We start from the raw sequence: 17,775 nt of genomic DNA, 5'->3' as shown, positions 1-17,775 counted from the left end.
GTTTCCTTTGTAGGTAGGTTGTTCATACCTTGTCGAGATCCGCTTCCATAAGTCGATGGGCCTTGCCATGGTATGTTTCGACAGGTCCAACGGCTCTCCAGCCAAGGAGCGAGAAATAACGCACATTCTGTTCCTGAATATGAGCGGTAAATCGAGTGCAACCACGATTCTTGACATATCGCATCGCTTTCTTCACCAATAGGGCTCCGGCGTGATTATCCCTATGTTTTGTGCGAACTGCAAGTCTGCCTCCTACCCATTGATTTTGAGCGCCTTTCACTGGAAAAACCCGAACTGCGCCAATTATCTCATCATCATATTTTACGATGATGTGGGTACTTGAGGAATCGTTTTCATCCAGGTCCGAGATTTCAAATAGCCCCTGTTCCTTAACAAAAACATCTTCACGAATTTTTAGGGCTAGAGCAAGTTCGTCATCTGTTAAAGTAGGTCGGCAGACGAAATATTTCTTCGGTTCCATTTCATACGCCTGCAACGCCGAACATGCTCCACACCTTACACATCCAGCCAGAGATCTAGCTGACGAAAGACCTGTCTCCTTCAACATTTCAGCTACCGTGATATACAGACGCTTCATGGTCTCCGGGTCCGGTGGTATCCGGTCTTGCATCAATGAGCCAGGTATCGGGCGGAACGGCACTATAAATGGATAAACCCCTCTGTTCGAGAGAAACTCGCTCCCCCTTAATACTGACTCCTCCTGTTCCCCAAGACCCACAAGGATAAAGCTGCTCACCTGGTTGAAGCCAAACACCTCTACTGCACTGTTCCAGGCTTGTTCGTACGTGTCCAGGCCAATAGCCGCTTTTACAGGGGCAAATCTGGCAAGCGCCTCGACGTCGAAACTTTCTATGTGAATGCCAACGGTAGCTATACCGGCTTTTCTGAGTTCATAAAGTTTTTTTACGTTTTCAGTTGGAAGAAATTGAGCGTGTATGGGAAGATCACAAACTGCCTTGATAGCCTTGGCGCATTGGCCAAGATAATCAATTTCTTTTCCTGACGGTAGCGTAGCTCCAGTCGTCAGTACAACGTGAGAAACCGAATCTAGCTCCATTGCTTTGCGGATCACTTCAGCCAGTTGAGATGGCGTCTTAATTCGGGTAGTTTGAGCCCGGGACAGGGACAACTCGATACCGCAGAATTTGCATCTTTTTTCCGAATTCCAGTAAGAGCAGGTTTGACGCACCGTCGAAGCGACGCAGTCCTTTCCGTGAAGAATCGCAATACTGGAATAAGGCGTTTGGTCTTTTGTGACATAGTTATAGAATTTGGGCCTTGGCGCCATTTTCGCGGGCAGGATGAATTTTCCATCCTTGACGAGCCAAGATTCACCCTCAAGTTGACGCAAGGCATACGGAGATCTTGATACAAAGGTACCGCTGAAAGGCACATGAGCCGGTATCCCTTCAATTATGATAGTGCCCCCTTCAGCTGGTCCCGCTCCAACCTTTCTGTTTGGCGAGTCCACATCAACCTGAACGCCTAGGCTTTGTAACTCGGTTATTGTGTGGGCAAGCATACTTCTATACCTTCGGTCTATAAGAAATCCTTAGGGTCAAGAGCTTGGTTATTCACCGCAGAGGGGCTAATTCTCTCCTGCCTCAGGATTCCTATCACCTCTCGTCTAATATCGTTTGCTACTTTACTGGTTCGGTCCCTAGGATGAGGAGTGTTGAGTTCGAATACACGCAAAATCCGTGCGGGTCTCTTGGATAGAACAACTATCCTGTCACTCAAAAAGACCGACTCATCAACATTATGAGTAACAAAAAGAATGGTGTCATTTCTTTTCTGCCGTAGGTCCATGAGAAATTCCTGCATATCATTGCGAGTCTGGCTGTCCAGAGAGCCAAAGGGTTCATCCATAAGTACTAATTTAGGATTCATGATCAGAGTACGCGCTATCGCAACACGCTGCTGCATCCCTCCGGACAACTGGCTTGGATATCGATCTTCGAACCCTTCCATACCGAATAACTGTACGTATTTTTCTGCAATGACCCGCCTTTCATGCTTGCTCATTCCCATGATCTCAAGTCCCAACTCAATGTTCTCACACATGGTTCTCCAGGGAAATAAAGCGTACTGCTGGAATACCATTCCAACGTCTTGAGCTGGTTTCAATATCTGTTTTCCGTCCAACAAAACCTTGCCTTCAAAGGATTGCTCCAAGCCCGAAATAATCCTCAGCAGGGTGGATTTTCCGCATCCACTGGGACCAACTATGGAAACGAACTCACCTTGCTTTATCCGTAGATCGATATGAGAAATGGCCTGGATTTCTCCATCTTGAGTTTCATTGATGAACGTTTTCCCAAGTCCTATTAGTTCAAGATGCACTATGCTAAACTGCCTTTATATACATGGTCTGATCCTGGATTCCCACGCTCTGAACAACCAATCGATAATAACGCCAATCAAGCCGATAACCAACATTCCCGCCAATATCTGGTCCGGTTTTTGTATGTCACGCGCTGTCATGATCATAAAACCTAGACCATATCCATCTTTGACCCCCGAGAATTCGGCAGCCACCAGAGTCATCCATGCGACTCCCATACCAACACGCATGCCTACAAAAATTGATGGTAAGGCGCCGGGTACCAGGACCTTAAAGAAAATGTCCTTTTGGGAAGCGTTAAGTGTCCTGGCTGCGTCTATAAGGATAGGACTGACCGAGAAGACGCCGGACGCCGTATTCAGAAGTATAGGGAAGAATGCGCCCAGAAAAATTATGAACGCTGCTGATCCCATCCCGATACCAAACCACACTATGGCGATTGGAATCCATGCGAGAGGTGGAATAGGGCGGATAATCTCGACTATCGGGCTAAATGAACGATTAAATCGTGGAAACCATCCCATCAACAAACCTAAAGGGACACCCAAAACGCAGGCAAGTGAGAAACCCAGGCTAACGCGGTAAAGGCTGTAGATAATATGATAATAGAGCAGATGACCAGGTGGCATCCCAACAGTAAGGAGGCTCCAGAATCCAGCGGCTATCTCAAGCGGCGCCGGTAGGACATAATTTGAAACGATTCCAAAAGTACATAAGCCTTGCCAAAGGCACAATAGAATCAGAAGCGAGAGATAACGCCCCATCTTATGTCTCAGTTTCTTTTTGCGTTTCTAAGCCTCAATAGATCAGATTTTCTATAAAGGAGTGGGCATTGTTCAGCTTGATGTAGCCCAACTCTCTAAGGTAGTTGACATACTCTTGAAGACCTTGAACATTAATATTTGAAACGTATTTTACTCTGTCTATCGCTTGTTTGGCGGTCTGCTCATCCAGGCCTGTATGCTTTGTCGCTATACGCAGGGCTTCGTCAGGGTTGTCTCGAATAAAATCGATCGCTTTTCTATGGACCTTCAATACACTTTTCATTCTTTCGGGGTTCTCTTGAGCAAATTGTTTGTCAGCTACAAGAACACAACAAGGATGATCTTTCCAAATCTGAGAAGAATATGTGAGAATCTTGCCTGCGTCTTTGCAAACAGCCTGCGCCGGATAGGGTTCCCAGGCGATGAAGGCGTCAATTTGGTTCGTTCTTACGGCGCTGATCATCTCTGGCGGTTTGATCACCGTTATTTTTATATGTTTTGGGTCAATGCCCGATTCTGTTAAAGCCTTTCGCAAGAGCAAATCCTGAACGGTAGAATAACCAGGAATAGCTACCTGTTTACCTTCGAGGTCCGAAATCGTTTTTATGTGCGAATTTTTTCCAACCACAATAGCTGATCCTTCTGTATTGACCTGTGCCAGAATAACTACTTTGGCCGTGCCATTCGCGCTGGCGGTAACTGTGGGGGCTTCGCCCACATAGGCCATGTCGAGGGATCCCGCCGAGAAAGCGCTCATTATCTCCGGCCCTGCTCGAAAAATCCCGGCGATCTCAACGTCAACACCCTGTTCTTTGAAAAAACCCTTGTCCAATGCCACCCAAAGAGGAAGATGGTGAACATCATTTTGTAAAACGGCTATTCGGATAGGCTTGCTAGAAAGGTTTTGGGAATAAACCGTCCCACTTAAGACCAAACAAGACAAAGAAACAGTTAGGAATAATACGATTCGTTTCATGAAAGTCCTTTTATTATTCATTGCATACAGCGTTTCACCATTTTTCGCAATTGACTGAGTTTTGGTTTAATCGATCACCATGGGCCTTGGAATCGCAGTTAATAACCTCATAATAGCGATTAGCGCCAAGGCCTGCGAACAGAACCGCTCCAGGGCACGGCACAACGAGTTTCTTGCGGAATGAACCTCCGATGATGTTGTACCATTCCATGCACGCCGAACAAACGTGCGAGGTTTTAGAGATCGAGTAGGGGACCAACTCATCCCTCTCCGTAACAAAATAAGCCGGTTCTATAAAGTTCGCATGGTTTGCGCAGTGAGACACGAACAACTCTGCAAATTTCACTCCTCTCAATCCCATAACATTTAACCAGCGTTCTTTCTCTTTTATGTCGCTCGAATCAATTTTGTCCCATTCCTCCGGCCTAGCATTCTTGTAACTGCGTCTTTCTATGAGTCTGGCTTTTTCCTCTGAGGATGGGAGCGAGGTAGGTTTGAAATCACTGTGGCGTATCAGGACATCAGGGCGTATTTGGAACTCATTGAGATCAAATGAACTCACTAACAGAATTTTACCGAAATAACCAGATGATCGGTACCAGGACAACTGCCTCTTGCAAAGTTCGAAACTCCCCCATGTTTCAGGTAAAATGTAACCAGCTTCCACGCGTTTTGATAGAGGCGTACAAACGGCCTTCCTGGTTTCCATTATGGAAATTCCACTGGCCGCGATCTGTGCCTTCAAATCATCAAAGAGTGAGACTTCAAGCCAGTAGACAAATTTCTGGTAATTATACCCGTTACTCATCTTAGCGCCTCGGCCAAAAAAACGATCATGGTCTTGTGAAATCATTCCTCTTTTTTCAAAGCGCATCTAACGAGATGTGTCATGTCTCTCATTACCAAGTGTGAATTCAATGCGCCGATACCCACTTGAAGCCCTGCATAGCAGAAAGGGCACGCGCTCACCAATTCACTGGCTCCTGTCTGCTCGGCCTCTCTGATTCTTGCCTGAGCCATTTTATTCTGCAGGTCAGGGAATCCGGCCTTTACCCCTCCACCGGCGCCGCAGCATCTGGAGTAAGGACCATGTCTGGGCATTTCTACAAGTTCGAGGCCAGGGATGGCCTTAATTACGGCCCTGGGCTCATCAAAAATTCCTGAAGCCCTACCTAAATGGCAGGGGTCATGATAGGTTATAACCTTTTCAACGGGAATTTCGAACCTGAGTATTTTTTGCTCAATCAAACGATGTAAAAATTCAACAGTGTGCAAGACTTCAAAATTTAATCTGCCGACCTTCGGGTAATCTTCCTTTATGGTCTTGAAACATCCTGCGCACGAGGTGACAAGGGTGTCAATCGCGAGTCCATTCAACAGTTTAATGTTGTCTGACGCAATTCGTTCATACTCCGGATCACCCATTCTCAACAGAACGCTTCCGCAGCATTTCTCGTTTTCTCCAAGGCAGCCATAGTCAATACCCAGTATATTGAGGACATTGACTGTATCAATGGCGATCTGACGGATGTTCAGATCGTAAACAGCCGTACAACCAAAAAACAGGAGCATCTTACTTTTGTTTTTCTTTATGTCGGGTGGCAGTTCAGGAATTAGGTTATCCTTTTTGGCCCGGCGAGCCCACTTAACCCTTCCCTGGCGGGGTTGCTGCCAAGGGTTGTCGTAAGATTTGACACTCTTGGCCAACGCCTTTTGTGGCTCCAGAGGGCCATAACCGGCTGAAACCATAAGTTCACGGATGTTCTCCCAAAGATTTACCGTGTCAATGTTAGCGGGGCAGACAACCTGGCATTGGCCGCAGGTCGAACATTCATACAAATTAATGGCAAAGCGTTGGACATCCTCTTCACTAATCTCTTGAAGTCGGAACATTTTTCGGACCAGCCACTTGGCCGCTTCCGGCGTTTTTTCACTCTTGAGTATGCCGTTCAGAAGACTTTGCTGATTTTTCACAATGTGAAGAAAATCGAGAATTTTTTGACGAGGGAGAATGTCTTCCCGGCCATCCTGGTCAAAAACCGGACACCAGTTCAAACACTCCCCACAGCGGGTGCACGCGTCCAATTGGACCAATCGTCTCATCTCCAATCTGTCCAATGAGATGACACGGGCCGGTTGGATTGAAACGTCCGGGGGAGTTTGAGAGGGGTTTGTTTCGTCCATCTTATATTTTCTTTCTGTCCACCTACTCTTTTTTGTAATTGAGCAAAAGACTCAATGGAGTGGTGAAAATGTGCTTGAGTTTTCCGAATGGCAGATAAGCTATAAATAGAGCCCATAGCAAGGCGTGGATGTACCAGAAATATCCGTAAATAGACTGCCAGCTAACGTTCGCAATGGAAAACAGTCTTGACATGAGATAACCAGCGAAGGCTGACATTGCAACCTGTTCCGGGATCTGCGCAATCAAGATCCTTATCCCTTCGACAACAAAACCAGAGAATGCCACAAGCCCGATAATCACAAGAGCGATCGTGTCTTCTTCCTGTGTCGCAACATATTCCGGCTTGGTAACAAAGCGTCTAACCATGGCCCAGATCACCCCCGCCAGGATAAAAACTCCCGTCAAATCGTTGAAAGTGGCCATGAATGGGCTGTCCTTGTTCACCAGTGTCAGAGTCAATGCAGCCTCTGGCGCCATTTTCTGAAATAGGATAGTGGCAAAACTAACGACAAAACGGGCGAAAAAGGAGTAGAAGATCAGAGAATGGATAAACCAGCGACTGACGCCGTTTGCAAGTATCCTGCGCTGCAAAAGTATGTCGAAAAATACGGTCTTGAGTATCGAAAAAATTTCTCTGGAGAATACCTTGCTCCAGACAACTTCCGAGCCCAACTGGAACTTTCTGTGCACAGAAGATGTCTCGCCCTGCACACCAGCCCTGAACCAGAAAATCAGAGTCCCGACAATCCCAATCATTGCTATGGCGATAGCAATCAAAAATACAGGATTCCCCATCTTCAATGGGGAGTAATGACACGCGACGCATACAAAACTTTTGGAAGGCAAAACCGACACCGGCGCCCCAATATGATTGTTAGGCGCATGGCATCTTGTGCAAAATTCCTCCCGATACACATCCGTTGTTTTATGTTCAGCCAGGCTTATAGGAACGAACTTGGAATTCGTGTGTGAAAGTTTCACTTCATTATTGGCCGCGTCGAGCGTAACGAACGGGGAATCGGTGTGGCACGCTTCGCATCGTACACGCTGATGTTCGGAATGAGTCCCTGCAGCCCCGCAAAATCCGGGGTGGCAATTTACACATTGTACGCCGGATAAAGATCGATGCGGAGATTGAGACACACTAGTGTGACACTGGATACACGCCACATACCTGTGGGGAGATTTCAAAAAATACTCGGGTTTCACCTGGAGTGAAACTTTGGAAGAACGAAAATCTCCATGAGACGCGGGATCCTGGTGGCAATTGTAACAGAACAACTGGGATGAGACGATGCCCTCGTTAGTGTTCAGGTTTCGTTGACGATGGCAGTTCAAGCACTCTGACGACTGCTCTTCGGCTCTCGAGGTTCCGACCGTCCATCCGGCCAAAAGACAACACACTATAGCGCACACAACCAGCGCTGAAGTTTTCAACCTTGGTTTCATAAGACTCTTGACTCGTTTTTCTCTTTCAAATCGTTTATTGGTCTCCAACAGGGGAACCTTGCTGTTCATCTTTCAATAACGCCCACTCTCCGGGATGGGCTCTCATAATGGTTTCTCCGGTCGTTTTCCCGGTAAAGATAGTCCAGTCGCCCGGATAAACTTCAGGCCGCAGATGACGAACTGTTGTATGTATGAAAAATTTGTAGAGCACTGCAAGAATGGCCTCGTCAAAATGGAGGACTTGAGCAAGGTTAATGAAAACCCCAGGAACGAAACGGGAGAAAAATTCCGGAAACCACAGAAGAAGTCCCGTGAGCCCCATGGTTTGCATGCCTATGAAAAGCGTCCAGTAATCCAGTTTTTCCCAATAGGCGAAGCGGTCAAAAGGTGGAGGCGTTGTGCGCCTGCCCAAGAGATATTCGATATGCTCCCGGAAAAACTTGAGATCTTTGAATCGGAAACAGATAGAATTCGGCCCCAGGAGTTTTCCACGCAAAAGAAATTTGAAGTACAACATCCAAAGGACTTCCGCTACCACGCACAAATAAAGGATCACAGCAAAACAGCGATGGAGGTATCGGACGCTGTCGATACCCCCGAGAAACCAAACAAAAGATCGAGCCGGCGCTGCAGAACTGAAGGCCATGGAAAATCCTGTCAGACCTACTCCTATGAATGCAAACATTACAACGATATGGACTAGCCTTTGGAGGACGCTAAAGCGCCAGTAAATTTGCTGTTCGACTTTTTGGTCACTCATTTCAACGTCCTCTCAACTTTTTGTGAAGCTCTCGAAGAATCCATACAAAAGTTTGCAGAGAAAAGAACGCCAGGATGATTATAGTGCCAATTTGAGCAATCCTTTTAACTGTCCCGACAAGAGCCACATTGGCCTGCTTCTCAGGATCCTTCTTTGAGATGTCTTCTGGACCGGCGTGAATGACTATGCCGGCAAACTGTATCGTGGCGTCTCTATGGCATCTCCGGCACGCCTCAAGAGCTTTTTGCTTATCCTTGAGAGACTCGCACCTATGGGCTCCGTGGCAATCCGTGCAGTACGCCGACGCCTGTTTACCTAGGAAAACTGCCATTCTACCATGAATGTCTTTAAGGTAGCTGGCCTCTTGAGCTTTATGGCACTTACCGCAAGTCTCTGTCATTTGCGTTCCGATTTGAACTCTTGAACGTTTGGACTGGGCATAGTGAGACGAATGGCAATCGCCGCATGTTGGGGCTAAACGTTCAGGATTCGGTTCCTTTAGGCCTGCCTCTCGATTCTGTCTTTCCTTTGTCAGGGCTTTGGCGTGCTCTCCCAGTAAAAAGCGCTTGTGGGCCTCGGGATGACAGGAAGCGCAACGTTTGTAATCGTATGATTGAACGACATTTTTTTTCATGGCGGAGGGATCTTCACGGTTCGGATGAACTTTGCCCGGCTCCTTCATCTCCGGGTGGCATCGTTCACATGTCAAGGATCCATGAGCTGATTTTGAGAACGTGTTCATGTCGACGAACCAGGGCGAGGTAGTGTCTGGTTCCTGGGACCATGCCGGCAAGACATGTATCGAAAGAATCAAAAAGGCGATGACCATCAAATATTTGGAAGCATGGAAGACTTTAGCTCCTCGTGTTGTGCCAGGCCGCCCAAAAAATACTCGTAATCGGTCCAACGTTTACTCCTGCTGAGGACTTTGGAGAAAAATTTATTTTCAAGAAAAAAGGTTCATTTACAGAAACTTCAAATCAGGATCAAAATTGCGATCGAATGAGTCAAAATAAATCTGTAGGAAGATCATCGTCAACCTTCGCAGAGAGTCAAAAAGATCTCCTGCGAGATCCTGGGTATCAGCGTGATCGTCCACCATGGACTTAATTCGACGTAAAAGCGCGGTCACTCTAGACGCTAAGTCCACAATATCCCCGCTTTTCCCACATCGAACGCGAATCAAGCCTGAGCGTTCCAAGAACCCAATTCGCTTCCATATCGCCTCGAGGAACACTCTGATTTTTTCCGGCTCATAAATTTTGCAACCTATAATCCATTGAACAGGCGCCGTCTCAAGTCCTACCGCCACGATACGCGAATTGCTGATCTCTCTCTTAATATCGCGGACCAGTTTCTCCTTTGCAGTTGCCACAATAGTTGAACAGTCCTCAATGGAACTCCCTGTCTTCTTCTCTTTTCTCATGTCCCAGAATATTGCTTTAGCCACGAGGTGATTAGCGACCGGGAAAAGCGGATGTTCGAAATGAGGGCCAAAGAGGTAAAGATGTCCCTCTCCCATTTTTGCTCGCGCTGCGGCTATTTTGCCTAACAGGGTCCGCTCCGCGAGAGACTCATCAACTAGAAAAAGTGTTTTATCAGTGAAGCCGGTGTAGTAGGCCAAGACGTCAGAATCAATGGGCGCTATCATTGCTGGGCCACCGTACAAAGGAGCCAGGAAACTATCCAATCCAGAGAAAGGTTCCTTTCCTGTCATTCGTAAACGAACAGCCTCCCGAACCGGGTGGTAAACAAAATCGCACCCATAGCTTGTAGTCGTCTTTCTGCCCATTCGTTTGGCGTCCGGCCGGGTTTTGGAAAGATTGGCGATCTTAATGTCAACAAAGTTGAAGCGGTCGAGATGCTGCTTGGAAGATTTTAGTGGAAGATATGCGCCTGCGCAGGATCCAATATAAAGCCCTCCTCGTCGAATGAATGACTCGAGGGCCAAAGCCCCGTCTCGACCGAGTTCTTCGGCTATCCTGATAGTGTCTCCGCCCGACATAGCGAAAATGTCAAGGCACTCCAGCGCGCCGTCTCGCACCATGTTTTCATTTATGAAAACAATTTCATGGAATGACATACGGTCGAACAGGTCAACAAACCAAAGCCACGAGTGGGAAGTCCCCAATCCGGCGTAGACTCCGATGCGGGGAATACTTAGTGGGCGAGGATCTGGCGGCAATATGCTCGCTTCGGCTTCTCCGAAATGGAGATCGATCCCCCGCGCCAATTTTTGGTTGATGGACGCACATGACTGGTAATAATCCATTTTTGCGTTCTCAGACCCTGCTATGCAATTTTACCGAGATCTCCAATTTGAATCGGAGTCCAGTCGTCCAAACCGCTAACCGCAAACATCCGAAATGACTTGATCCAGAGTCTCCTGCGAGAGGTCTAGTCCAGCGCCAGTGTTGGCCATTTCTAGAATGAGTTCTTCCGACAATTCAGGCGACATATTTGCAAAAACAGGGTGAATACCGAAAATGTAGGCCAAAGCCTGTCTTCTAACCCACCAGTCCCTTTCGGAGCTACCTCCTGATAGACCAAAATCGCCAAAAATAGGTTGTGGTGGGGCCCATGAGCTAAATCTCGCGCCTTCCGGAAGGGTGGCCGGACCTTGTAGCCTCGCTAGGGATTGTTCGATGGTTTTGGGATCTTTTTGGTTTGATTTTCCAACTATTTCGGCTACAGCGACCGGATCCAGCCCACGTCGAGCGCAGGCTCTTAATACCTGGCCGGCGTCCATTGCGGAAAACCCCAGTTTTTTCAGCGCCAACAGGGCCACTATGTCCGTGATCATGAATCCGGGTTCCGGCTCTTCGGGTTCTGTGAGCGTTTTTGGGTCTTCATTCAGGTATATGAACGTATTGGTCGGGTAGGGAGTGTTGTAGCAAGCGCTGTGTCGATGTATGACAGGGGCCAGCCAATCGCGGGCGTCGCTCTCTCCCATTGCTATGAGAATGTCTTCAACACCAGCCTTGCCTTGAATCTTGCTTCCTTTGATTGTCTCAAAGATTTCGAAACACTGGTCAACAAAATCTTCAGCGTTGGAAATTTCCAGTAATCCCATACCTCGAAGAGCCACGGCTTTAAGATTCTTTTCACCAAATACTTTACCAAAGCCCCAGCAATCACCGTTTGCCCAGTAATTCACACATATTTGAGCCAAGTCAGAGCCCTCTTCACCTGCCGGGCCGATAACTAGGGTCTGGATGAGGTCGTCTCCCATATTTTTTCTAATTACGTCAGTGGTGTTCCAGGTATCCTTCCCCCAGAGTTCAGACGCATCCTGGATGTCGGCGATTCCGTCATGAAGCCAAAGGAAGACCGGTTTTTCCGACTTTCCGACTATGACGACATAATCGAAACCGGTGTACTTCAATTCCATACCGGCTTTTAAGGTGAAAGGGGAATGGGTCAGGCGCCCTGATCTGGGGCTCTTGGCCGAAATTATTGACAAGGCCGTGGCAGGGAATAGCGTTCCAGTAAGCAAGCCTGTTCCCAGTATGATTGGATCTCTGTCTTTGTATGTCTCATACAGCGAACTGGTGATGCCTACTCCACCAATTCTTGAACTCACAAGATCATCATCAAGACCATCTTCGGTAATTTGGCCAGTTTTTAGATCAACGACCAGGATTTTATTTGATGACAAGTAGTCCATTTCTATTCTCCTCCCTCTACCAACGAAATAGCGTTGACCGGGCAAATCTTGACGCACATAGGACCATATTTCATGCCACTACACTGGTCACAGGCCTCGCGCAAAAGCATAGGTTTTGCGGATGCGTCGGCTTCCTTTTTCTGACCAGAATCACTTGCTTCTTCCGCCACACCGATTCTTTTGATCTCGAGCCCCTCGGGTCGCGCTATTGTCAGACTCTCTTCTTCCTTTACAACTACCCCAAAATAATCCTTTTTTTCTCTGGCCCTATAAACGACTATACACGATGCAAGCAAAGCGAAGGCGTCATCCCTGTGATAACCGCACGCCATCTCGCAAGCCATGCACCCAATACATTTGAGAGCGTCCACATCAATTCTCATTACGATTCTCCTTGCAGGTCTGGTTGTTCTGAGCCCAACTTAATCAAGTGAATGGCTTTCCGCCACGTCCTGGAAACCTGAAAACGTTTTGAGGGACAAGACGAGTCGAGTTACCCGGTTTTCCCCTCAGTCGATGCCCCCTAGGCGGCAGCTCATATTTCTTCGCCGCTATGTAAACGATGTTTCTAATTGGCTCCGTTGGAGTTCATTACCGGCTTCCAGCCCGAATCCAAACGCAACGACTCGGCCGCGTTCTTTAATCTGTGTATATTTGTCTGGTAGCCAGTCTTACAGAAGTTATGTGACTTCTTTTCGTACCGCAGCAGCCTACTTCCAGTGACCAACTCTGTCAAGTAAAATATCATAAAGGTATAATCTTATAATATTTGATTATAGCCGCGTTTTGGACAAGAAAACCTTTGAGTCAACAAGGATTATACCAGGGATACCCTCAATACAAGCTCTTAATATGACATCAAAACCACTTGTTATTGTTAAGAATATTCAGCAGATTATGAACTATCATAATATTATGCGATTGTTCTTGACAGCTATCTCGCTTGTATTCTATAAAATAGCTGAATCAAGTAGACAGGGTGAAATGAATCTCGCTGACGCTGCATATGTCTGTCTGCTTGCTGCGCACTAAAAAAGCTGCTTTTCCCAATTTAAGAATTGCCTGATTGCGCTCCGGATTTGTGGACATACGATTGTCGCTTATATCCGGTATATCAGGCGTCTCTCCGCCATGGCTACTCTCCGGAGGTAGACCGGATTATGTTTAAACCTACCCAAAAGGGTCATAAAGTATCGCACTACGTTGTTGAGCAAATCCGTGACGCAATTTTGAGGGGGGAATTCAAGCCCGGTGACAGGCTGGCGTCCGAAAGAGAACTGATCGATCAGTTTCAGGTCAGCAAGGCCAGCATGCGTGAAGCTCTCAGAGTGCTGGAAGGCATGGGTCTTATAGAGACCAGAAAAGGCACCGGAGGAGGAATTTTTGCCGCCGAAGTGAATATGAACACTACCGTTCATAGTCTAACCAATTTCCTCCATTTCAAGAATGTGTCAGTCGGGGATATCACTATGCTTCGCTACTTTCTTGAACCACGCCTCGCGCAGATTGCAGTCTCCAAAATCACCGAAAACGACATACGTGTATTGGAGACCATGACAAATGACGAGGTAAGCGCAACCTCATTAAAAGATCAACGAGGCATCGGATTTCACTATTATATTGCCAGGTTCTCAGAAAATCCGCTGCTTATTCTGCTCATGGACTTCATAGAGAGTCTTCTGGCGGACCTGAAAGTCAAGCTCAATCCGGGGTCGGAATTCTATGATGAAGTGGAACACGACCACTTCAAAATCATCGAATGTTTCAGAAGAAGAGATGGCGCTGGTGTCAGAACTGAGATGGCGTCCCATGTGCTCCGCGTCGGGCGACATCTGGCCAATTTGGCTGGCAGCGCCCCCTTTGGCGCTTTAGAATTCCAGAGCGTGGGGCCGGTCGGTTCCTCGATGGATGTGGAAGAGCAACTAAGTGAATCCAACCATGAACATTTTTTGCCATCGCCAGCGCAAAAATCTCTCGAGGACCTAGGGCTTCTTCTCAGGCACGTGGGCAACGGGGACCTGTACCTCATTCAAGTCAAGAGTGAGTCGTAAGCTGAATAATCACAGCGCCCCAAAAGGACCATGAGGCTTTCATGACTTAATTCATCTTGCGAGTTCGCTTCTTTTCCACAAGAGAAATCGCATATCCTTTAAGTGATGGAAAGATTATCAATATTTAACGCATTGTTTTGTCCCTTTGAAGCCTGAATATAAATGCCGGGACATTTGATGGGGGCGAAAATATTGGCCAACAAAACAATTGTAGTTATGTGGACGTGACGATGGAACTATCAAAGGAGAATGAAATGCATCCAATGGAAACAGCCCTTAAAGACGTTAAGTATCGGAAGGAGCTTGGGGACAAGCCTTCCAGACTAAAATACTGTGTGAATGGAGAGTGGCTGGAATCAACAACAACTAAATACATGGATTGTTACAATCCTTCCACCGGCCACGTCATTGCGCAGGCGCCACAGTGCACGGTGAATGAAGTAGAATCCGCTATTGCCGCCGCAAAAGCGGCCTTTCCAGCTTGGGCCAATACTCCTCCAAACAAGCGAGCGCAGGTACTCTTTCACATGAAGGCGCTTTTGGACGAACACTTGCATGAACTCACGTATCTCCTTTGCAAGGAGGAGGGCAAGTCATGGACCGAGTCAATGGGCGATATCCTGAAGGTAAATGAAGTTGTGGAATTCGCTTGTGGAATCCCCCACTTAATGAAGGGTGAGTCCATCATGAATGTCTCATCCGGATACGATACGGTCTTATACCATCATCCGTTGGGAGTGTTTGCCGGTATTCCCCCGTGGAATTTTCCAGCGATGATACCTCACGGCTGGATGGCCCCTCTCTGCATCGCAACGGGAAACACTATGGTCATCAAAGCTGCTAGTTTTGTTCCGCAGTCGGCGATGCGTATCCTGGAACTCTGGCATGAAGCTGGGCTGCCAAAAGGTGTCATCAATATCGTGACCGCTGGCAGGACCGAAGCGGAAATCCTTTTGAGACATCCCGACATAGTGGGCGTGTCATTTGTTGGTTCCACAAAAGTCGGTCGTCATATATACGCTACTGCCGCAGGCAACGGGAAACGGGTGCAAGCGTTGACTGAAGCGAAAAATCACGCTCTTGTTCTGAGTGACTGCAAACTTGACCGAACCGCCAATGGGATTATCAACGCATTCTGTGGCTGCGCCGGAGAGCGTTGTATGGCGTTGCCAGTTATCTGCGTAGAAGAGGCGATAGCGGACGAACTAGTCACGGAACTCAAGAATCTTGCTTTACAGAAAAAGATAGGAGCCGCGTATGACAAATCTACGGAGTTGGGACCTGTTGTAAACCCAGGTCATCTGAGGTTTGTCACTGACTGGATAGAGAAAGGAATTCAAGAGGGAGCTGAACTTACACTTGACGGACGAGAGCCGAGTGTTCCGCCGGAGTGCAAGGAGGGATTCTTTGTTGGCCCCACGATTCTTGACCACGTCAAACCAGGCATGACATGCGGTGATCGGGAAATATTCGGCCCTGTGCTCTGCGTCAAGCGAGTGAAGAACTACGAAGAAGGTCTGGCCATCATGAACGCCAGCGAATTTGCCAACGGATCCGTAATTTATACGCAGAACGGATACTATGCCAGAGATTTTGCCTATCGAACTCATGCGGGAATGGTAGGAGTCAACGTCGGCATTCCCGTGCCTGTAGGAATCTTCGGTTTTACCGGGCACAAAAACTCTTTCTTCGGAGATCTTCACGTTATGGGAAAAGATGGGGTCCGTTTCTATACGGAAGTTAAAAACGTCACTTCCACGTGGTTCAAAGAGGGCTCACAAACCTCCCAAAAGGTCGACACGTGGGACGGCACTATCACCTCGCTACCCTCGGAAGATGAGAAGAAATAACTCGGCATGGCGCCGAGCGTCTACAATAGTTGTGACAGCCTCCGCCGAAGAATCCGCAGCTGGTGGTTAGTCTTTAGAGTTGAGGGTCTTTGTAGGAAGGGGATAACGCTCCCCTTTCCAGAGAATCAATGAGCGGCGTCATTAACGGCCCCGCTCACAGGCTTGGCTGTTCCCCTTTTTTAAAGCTCAGGAAGGAGGTCCAGATGTCTGAGTTGAGCAGTCCACAGAAAGATCAAGTTTTCACCGCGACGGATGTCGGAAATGTCGACTCTGTGCTCAAGGAACTGAGAAAGATCGTAGGTGAGACAAACTGCACCGCGTCGAGACACATTCGTTACGCATACTCGTATGATCTAAGCTTTGTAAAACCCAAGGCGCCAGACTATGTGGTCATGGCTGAAACGGTTGAACAGGTCCAGGGGCTTCTCCGGTTTGCCAATAAGGAAAAGATCCCTGTTGTCCCCTACACTGCCGGCACAAATATCGGCGGTCTTACGATTCCCGAACGTGGGGGCATTCTTCTGGATCTGAAGAAAATGAACAAGATTGTTGACATAGATTCCGAAGCGCATGTTGCGGTTATAGAACCGGGAGTCTCTCACGCCAAACTAGCGGACGCTTTGTACAAGCACAAATTGAGGTTCGGTTGGCCAGTCGGGCCTCCATCGGCTTCGGTACTGGCATGCGCTATTTCACATGGTATTGGAGGGCTTAACGCCAAGTATGGATTGAACAGCCAGGAGATTACCAGTATGGAAGTTGTTCTTCCTACCGGTGAGTTAGTGCGGGTAGGGTCGTGCGCCATCAGGCACGACGCCTGGCACAGTTGTCTCCCAATGCCTCAGCTTGACGGTCTCTTCAAGGGATGGTTGGGGTCGACCGGTGTTGTCACCAAGATCGGTATCAGCGTTCATCCGATTCCGCCACTTCTCAAAGTCTTTACAGTATCATGTGACAATGTGGAGGACATGTACTCCTACATGTTGAATTTAAGCAACTATGAGATGTGTGACGACCTAACGGCGGTTTCCTGGTGGCTTGCACAGGTCCCTATTCCCTATCCTTTCAAGACCAAGCCCGATGACGCTCCCGAGTGGTTCAGCTTTGCGACTACGACCTCGTGGACTGAAAAAGAAAGAGAGGCCAGGACAGAAATCTGGGAGACAGTCTTTGAGGAAGAGCAGAAGAAGAATACATCCATCAAACGAACGGTTTATCCGGAAGAGGCTTTGAAGGGAAGAACACAACTACCGAGCCAGGTAGTGGGTTCTACCAAGAATTACTGCAAACAGGGTGGCGCTGGAATATCCTGGCCGGGGACCTTTACACCCGCCAAGGTCTGGGCGCCTGTCTATAATAAGTGGAAAGAGATCCTCATTGGACATAACCTTTCACCATCGGTCCGCATGAGCATGTATCGGGGTGTTCACTACGGCATGCTCAGAGCGATGATTCCATTTAACAAACAGAGCGCTGAAGAGACTGAAAACGCAAGACACGCGATTGTTGAGTGCCTCAAAGTCGATTTGGACTCTGGTGGAATTCCTTACAAACCGCCGATAGATTTTGCTACCGAGATCAATAAACGAGCCAATCCAGGATATCTGGATCTTTTAAGGAGAATGAAAAAATTCCTGGATCCGAACGATATCATGAATCCCGGCAAACTCGGCATATAAGCAATCAAAAAAAAACAGATTCAAACTGG

At 47.7% G+C, this 17,775-nt stretch carries 15 protein-coding genes; 3 read left to right on the top strand and 12 right to left on the bottom strand.

The features are described from left to right. Window positions 1-22: 22 nt before the first annotated feature. The 12 genes from WC647_00380 to WC647_00325 all read right to left on the bottom strand — a co-directional run bounded on the left by WC647_00380 (window position 23) and on the right by WC647_00325 (window position 12,549). Entirely contained in the window at window positions 23-1,543 is a 1,521-nt protein-coding gene (locus tag WC647_00380; GenBank protein ID MFA6220746.1) for an MSMEG_0568 family radical SAM protein, read from the bottom strand. Between the two features lie 17 nt (window positions 1,544-1,560). Then, window positions 1,561-2,364, bottom strand: coding sequence for an ABC transporter ATP-binding protein (locus WC647_00375; GenBank protein MFA6220745.1), 804 nt, complete (start codon window positions 2,362-2,364; stop codon window positions 1,561-1,563). Between the two features lie 15 nt (window positions 2,365-2,379). Next, the gene (locus tag WC647_00370; GenBank protein ID MFA6220744.1) at window positions 2,380-3,129 is read right to left on the bottom strand and encodes an ABC transporter permease; all 750 of its coding nucleotides are present in this window, start codon (window positions 3,127-3,129) and stop codon (window positions 2,380-2,382) included. A 34-nt stretch (window positions 3,130-3,163) separates the two neighbouring features. After that, window positions 3,164-4,105, bottom strand: a complete 942-nt coding sequence (locus tag WC647_00365) for an ABC transporter substrate-binding protein (GenBank protein ID MFA6220743.1) — start codon at window positions 4,103-4,105, stop codon at window positions 3,164-3,166. Window positions 4,106-4,139: 34 nt separating this feature from the next. Further along, window positions 4,140-4,913, bottom strand: a complete 774-nt coding sequence (locus WC647_00360; protein ID MFA6220742.1) for a hypothetical protein — start codon at window positions 4,911-4,913, stop codon at window positions 4,140-4,142. Between the two features lie 41 nt (window positions 4,914-4,954). Continuing rightward, on the bottom strand, window positions 4,955-6,208 hold the full coding sequence (locus WC647_00355; GenBank protein ID MFA6220741.1) for a (Fe-S)-binding protein: 1,254 nt from the start codon (window positions 6,206-6,208) through the stop codon (window positions 4,955-4,957). A gap of 103 nt (window positions 6,209-6,311) precedes the next feature. Then, the gene (locus WC647_00350) at window positions 6,312-7,808 is read right to left on the bottom strand and encodes a respiratory nitrate reductase subunit gamma (protein ID MFA6220740.1); all 1,497 of its coding nucleotides are present in this window, start codon (window positions 7,806-7,808) and stop codon (window positions 6,312-6,314) included. Next, window positions 7,774-8,499 (bottom strand): cytochrome b/b6 domain-containing protein, encoded by a 726-nt coding sequence (locus tag WC647_00345; GenBank protein MFA6220739.1) that lies wholly within the window; start codon window positions 8,497-8,499, stop codon window positions 7,774-7,776. The genes WC647_00350 and WC647_00345 overlap by 35 nt, the downstream gene beginning before the upstream one ends. Before the next feature lies 1 nt (window position 8,500). Beyond that, a complete protein-coding gene (locus WC647_00340; protein ID MFA6220738.1) occupies window positions 8,501-9,406 on the bottom strand; it encodes a multiheme c-type cytochrome in 906 nt (301 codons plus the stop codon). A gap of 57 nt (window positions 9,407-9,463) precedes the next feature. Continuing rightward, window positions 9,464-10,771, bottom strand: coding sequence for a BPL-N domain-containing protein (locus WC647_00335; GenBank protein MFA6220737.1), 1,308 nt, complete (start codon window positions 10,769-10,771; stop codon window positions 9,464-9,466). 75 nt (window positions 10,772-10,846) lie between these two features. Beyond that, the gene (locus WC647_00330; protein MFA6220736.1) at window positions 10,847-12,166 is read right to left on the bottom strand and encodes an aldehyde ferredoxin oxidoreductase N-terminal domain-containing protein; all 1,320 of its coding nucleotides are present in this window, start codon (window positions 12,164-12,166) and stop codon (window positions 10,847-10,849) included. A 2-nt stretch (window positions 12,167-12,168) separates the two neighbouring features. Continuing rightward, window positions 12,169-12,549: a 4Fe-4S binding protein gene (locus WC647_00325; protein MFA6220735.1), complete on the bottom strand. Its 381-nt coding sequence runs from the start codon at window positions 12,547-12,549 to the stop codon at window positions 12,169-12,171. 777 nt (window positions 12,550-13,326) lie between these two features. Here WC647_00325 and WC647_00320 point away from each other — a divergent pair. From WC647_00320 to WC647_00310, 3 genes are all read left to right on the top strand, one after another. Then, a complete protein-coding gene (locus WC647_00320; protein ID MFA6220734.1) occupies window positions 13,327-14,217 on the top strand; it encodes a FadR/GntR family transcriptional regulator in 891 nt (296 codons plus the stop codon). 254 nt (window positions 14,218-14,471) lie between these two features. Beyond that, window positions 14,472-16,067, top strand: a complete 1,596-nt coding sequence (locus tag WC647_00315; protein MFA6220733.1) for a CoA-acylating methylmalonate-semialdehyde dehydrogenase — start codon at window positions 14,472-14,474, stop codon at window positions 16,065-16,067. A 203-nt stretch (window positions 16,068-16,270) separates the two neighbouring features. Beyond that, on the top strand, window positions 16,271-17,746 hold the full coding sequence (locus WC647_00310) for an FAD-binding oxidoreductase (protein ID MFA6220732.1): 1,476 nt from the start codon (window positions 16,271-16,273) through the stop codon (window positions 17,744-17,746). Window positions 17,747-17,775 lie beyond the last annotated feature (29 nt).

The organism is Desulfomonilaceae bacterium (assembly GCA_041662605.1).
In the GTDB taxonomy this organism is placed as follows: domain Bacteria; phylum Desulfobacterota; class Desulfomonilia; order Desulfomonilales; family Desulfomonilaceae; genus CAJBEZ01.
The sequence above is the reverse complement of the archived record's forward strand: the minus strand, read 5'-3'. Positions and strand labels throughout refer to the sequence as shown.

Bases quoted from the DNA above. Each gene is read 5' to 3' on its own strand.
- WC647_00380 (MFA6220746.1), bottom strand. From the start codon at position 1,543: ATGCTTGCCCACACAATAACCGAGTTACAAAGCCTAGGCGTTCAGGTT.
- WC647_00370 (MFA6220744.1), bottom strand. From the start codon at position 3,129: ATGGGGCGTTATCTCTCGCTTCTGATTCTATTGTGCCTTTGGCAAGGC.
- WC647_00365 (MFA6220743.1), bottom strand. From the start codon at position 4,105: ATGAAACGAATCGTATTATTCCTAACTGTTTCTTTGTCTTGTTTGGTC.
- WC647_00360 (MFA6220742.1), bottom strand. From the start codon at position 4,913: ATGAGTAACGGGTATAATTACCAGAAATTTGTCTACTGGCTTGAAGTC.
- WC647_00355 (MFA6220741.1), bottom strand. From the start codon at position 6,208: ATGAGACGATTGGTCCAATTGGACGCGTGCACCCGCTGTGGGGAGTGT.
- WC647_00350 (MFA6220740.1), bottom strand. From the start codon at position 7,808: ATGAACAGCAAGGTTCCCCTGTTGGAGACCAATAAACGATTTGAAAGA.
- WC647_00345 (MFA6220739.1), bottom strand. From the start codon at position 8,499: ATGAGTGACCAAAAAGTCGAACAGCAAATTTACTGGCGCTTTAGCGTC.
- WC647_00335 (MFA6220737.1), bottom strand. From the start codon at position 10,771: ATGGATTATTACCAGTCATGTGCGTCCATCAACCAAAAATTGGCGCGG.
- WC647_00330 (MFA6220736.1), bottom strand. From the start codon at position 12,166: ATGGACTACTTGTCATCAAATAAAATCCTGGTCGTTGATCTAAAAACT.
- WC647_00325 (MFA6220735.1), bottom strand. From the start codon at position 12,549: ATGAGAATTGATGTGGACGCTCTCAAATGTATTGGGTGCATGGCTTGC.
- WC647_00320 (MFA6220734.1), top strand. From the start codon at position 13,327: ATGTTTAAACCTACCCAAAAGGGTCATAAAGTATCGCACTACGTTGTT.
- WC647_00315 (MFA6220733.1), top strand. From the start codon at position 14,472: ATGCATCCAATGGAAACAGCCCTTAAAGACGTTAAGTATCGGAAGGAG.
- WC647_00310 (MFA6220732.1), top strand. From the start codon at position 16,271: ATGTCTGAGTTGAGCAGTCCACAGAAAGATCAAGTTTTCACCGCGACG.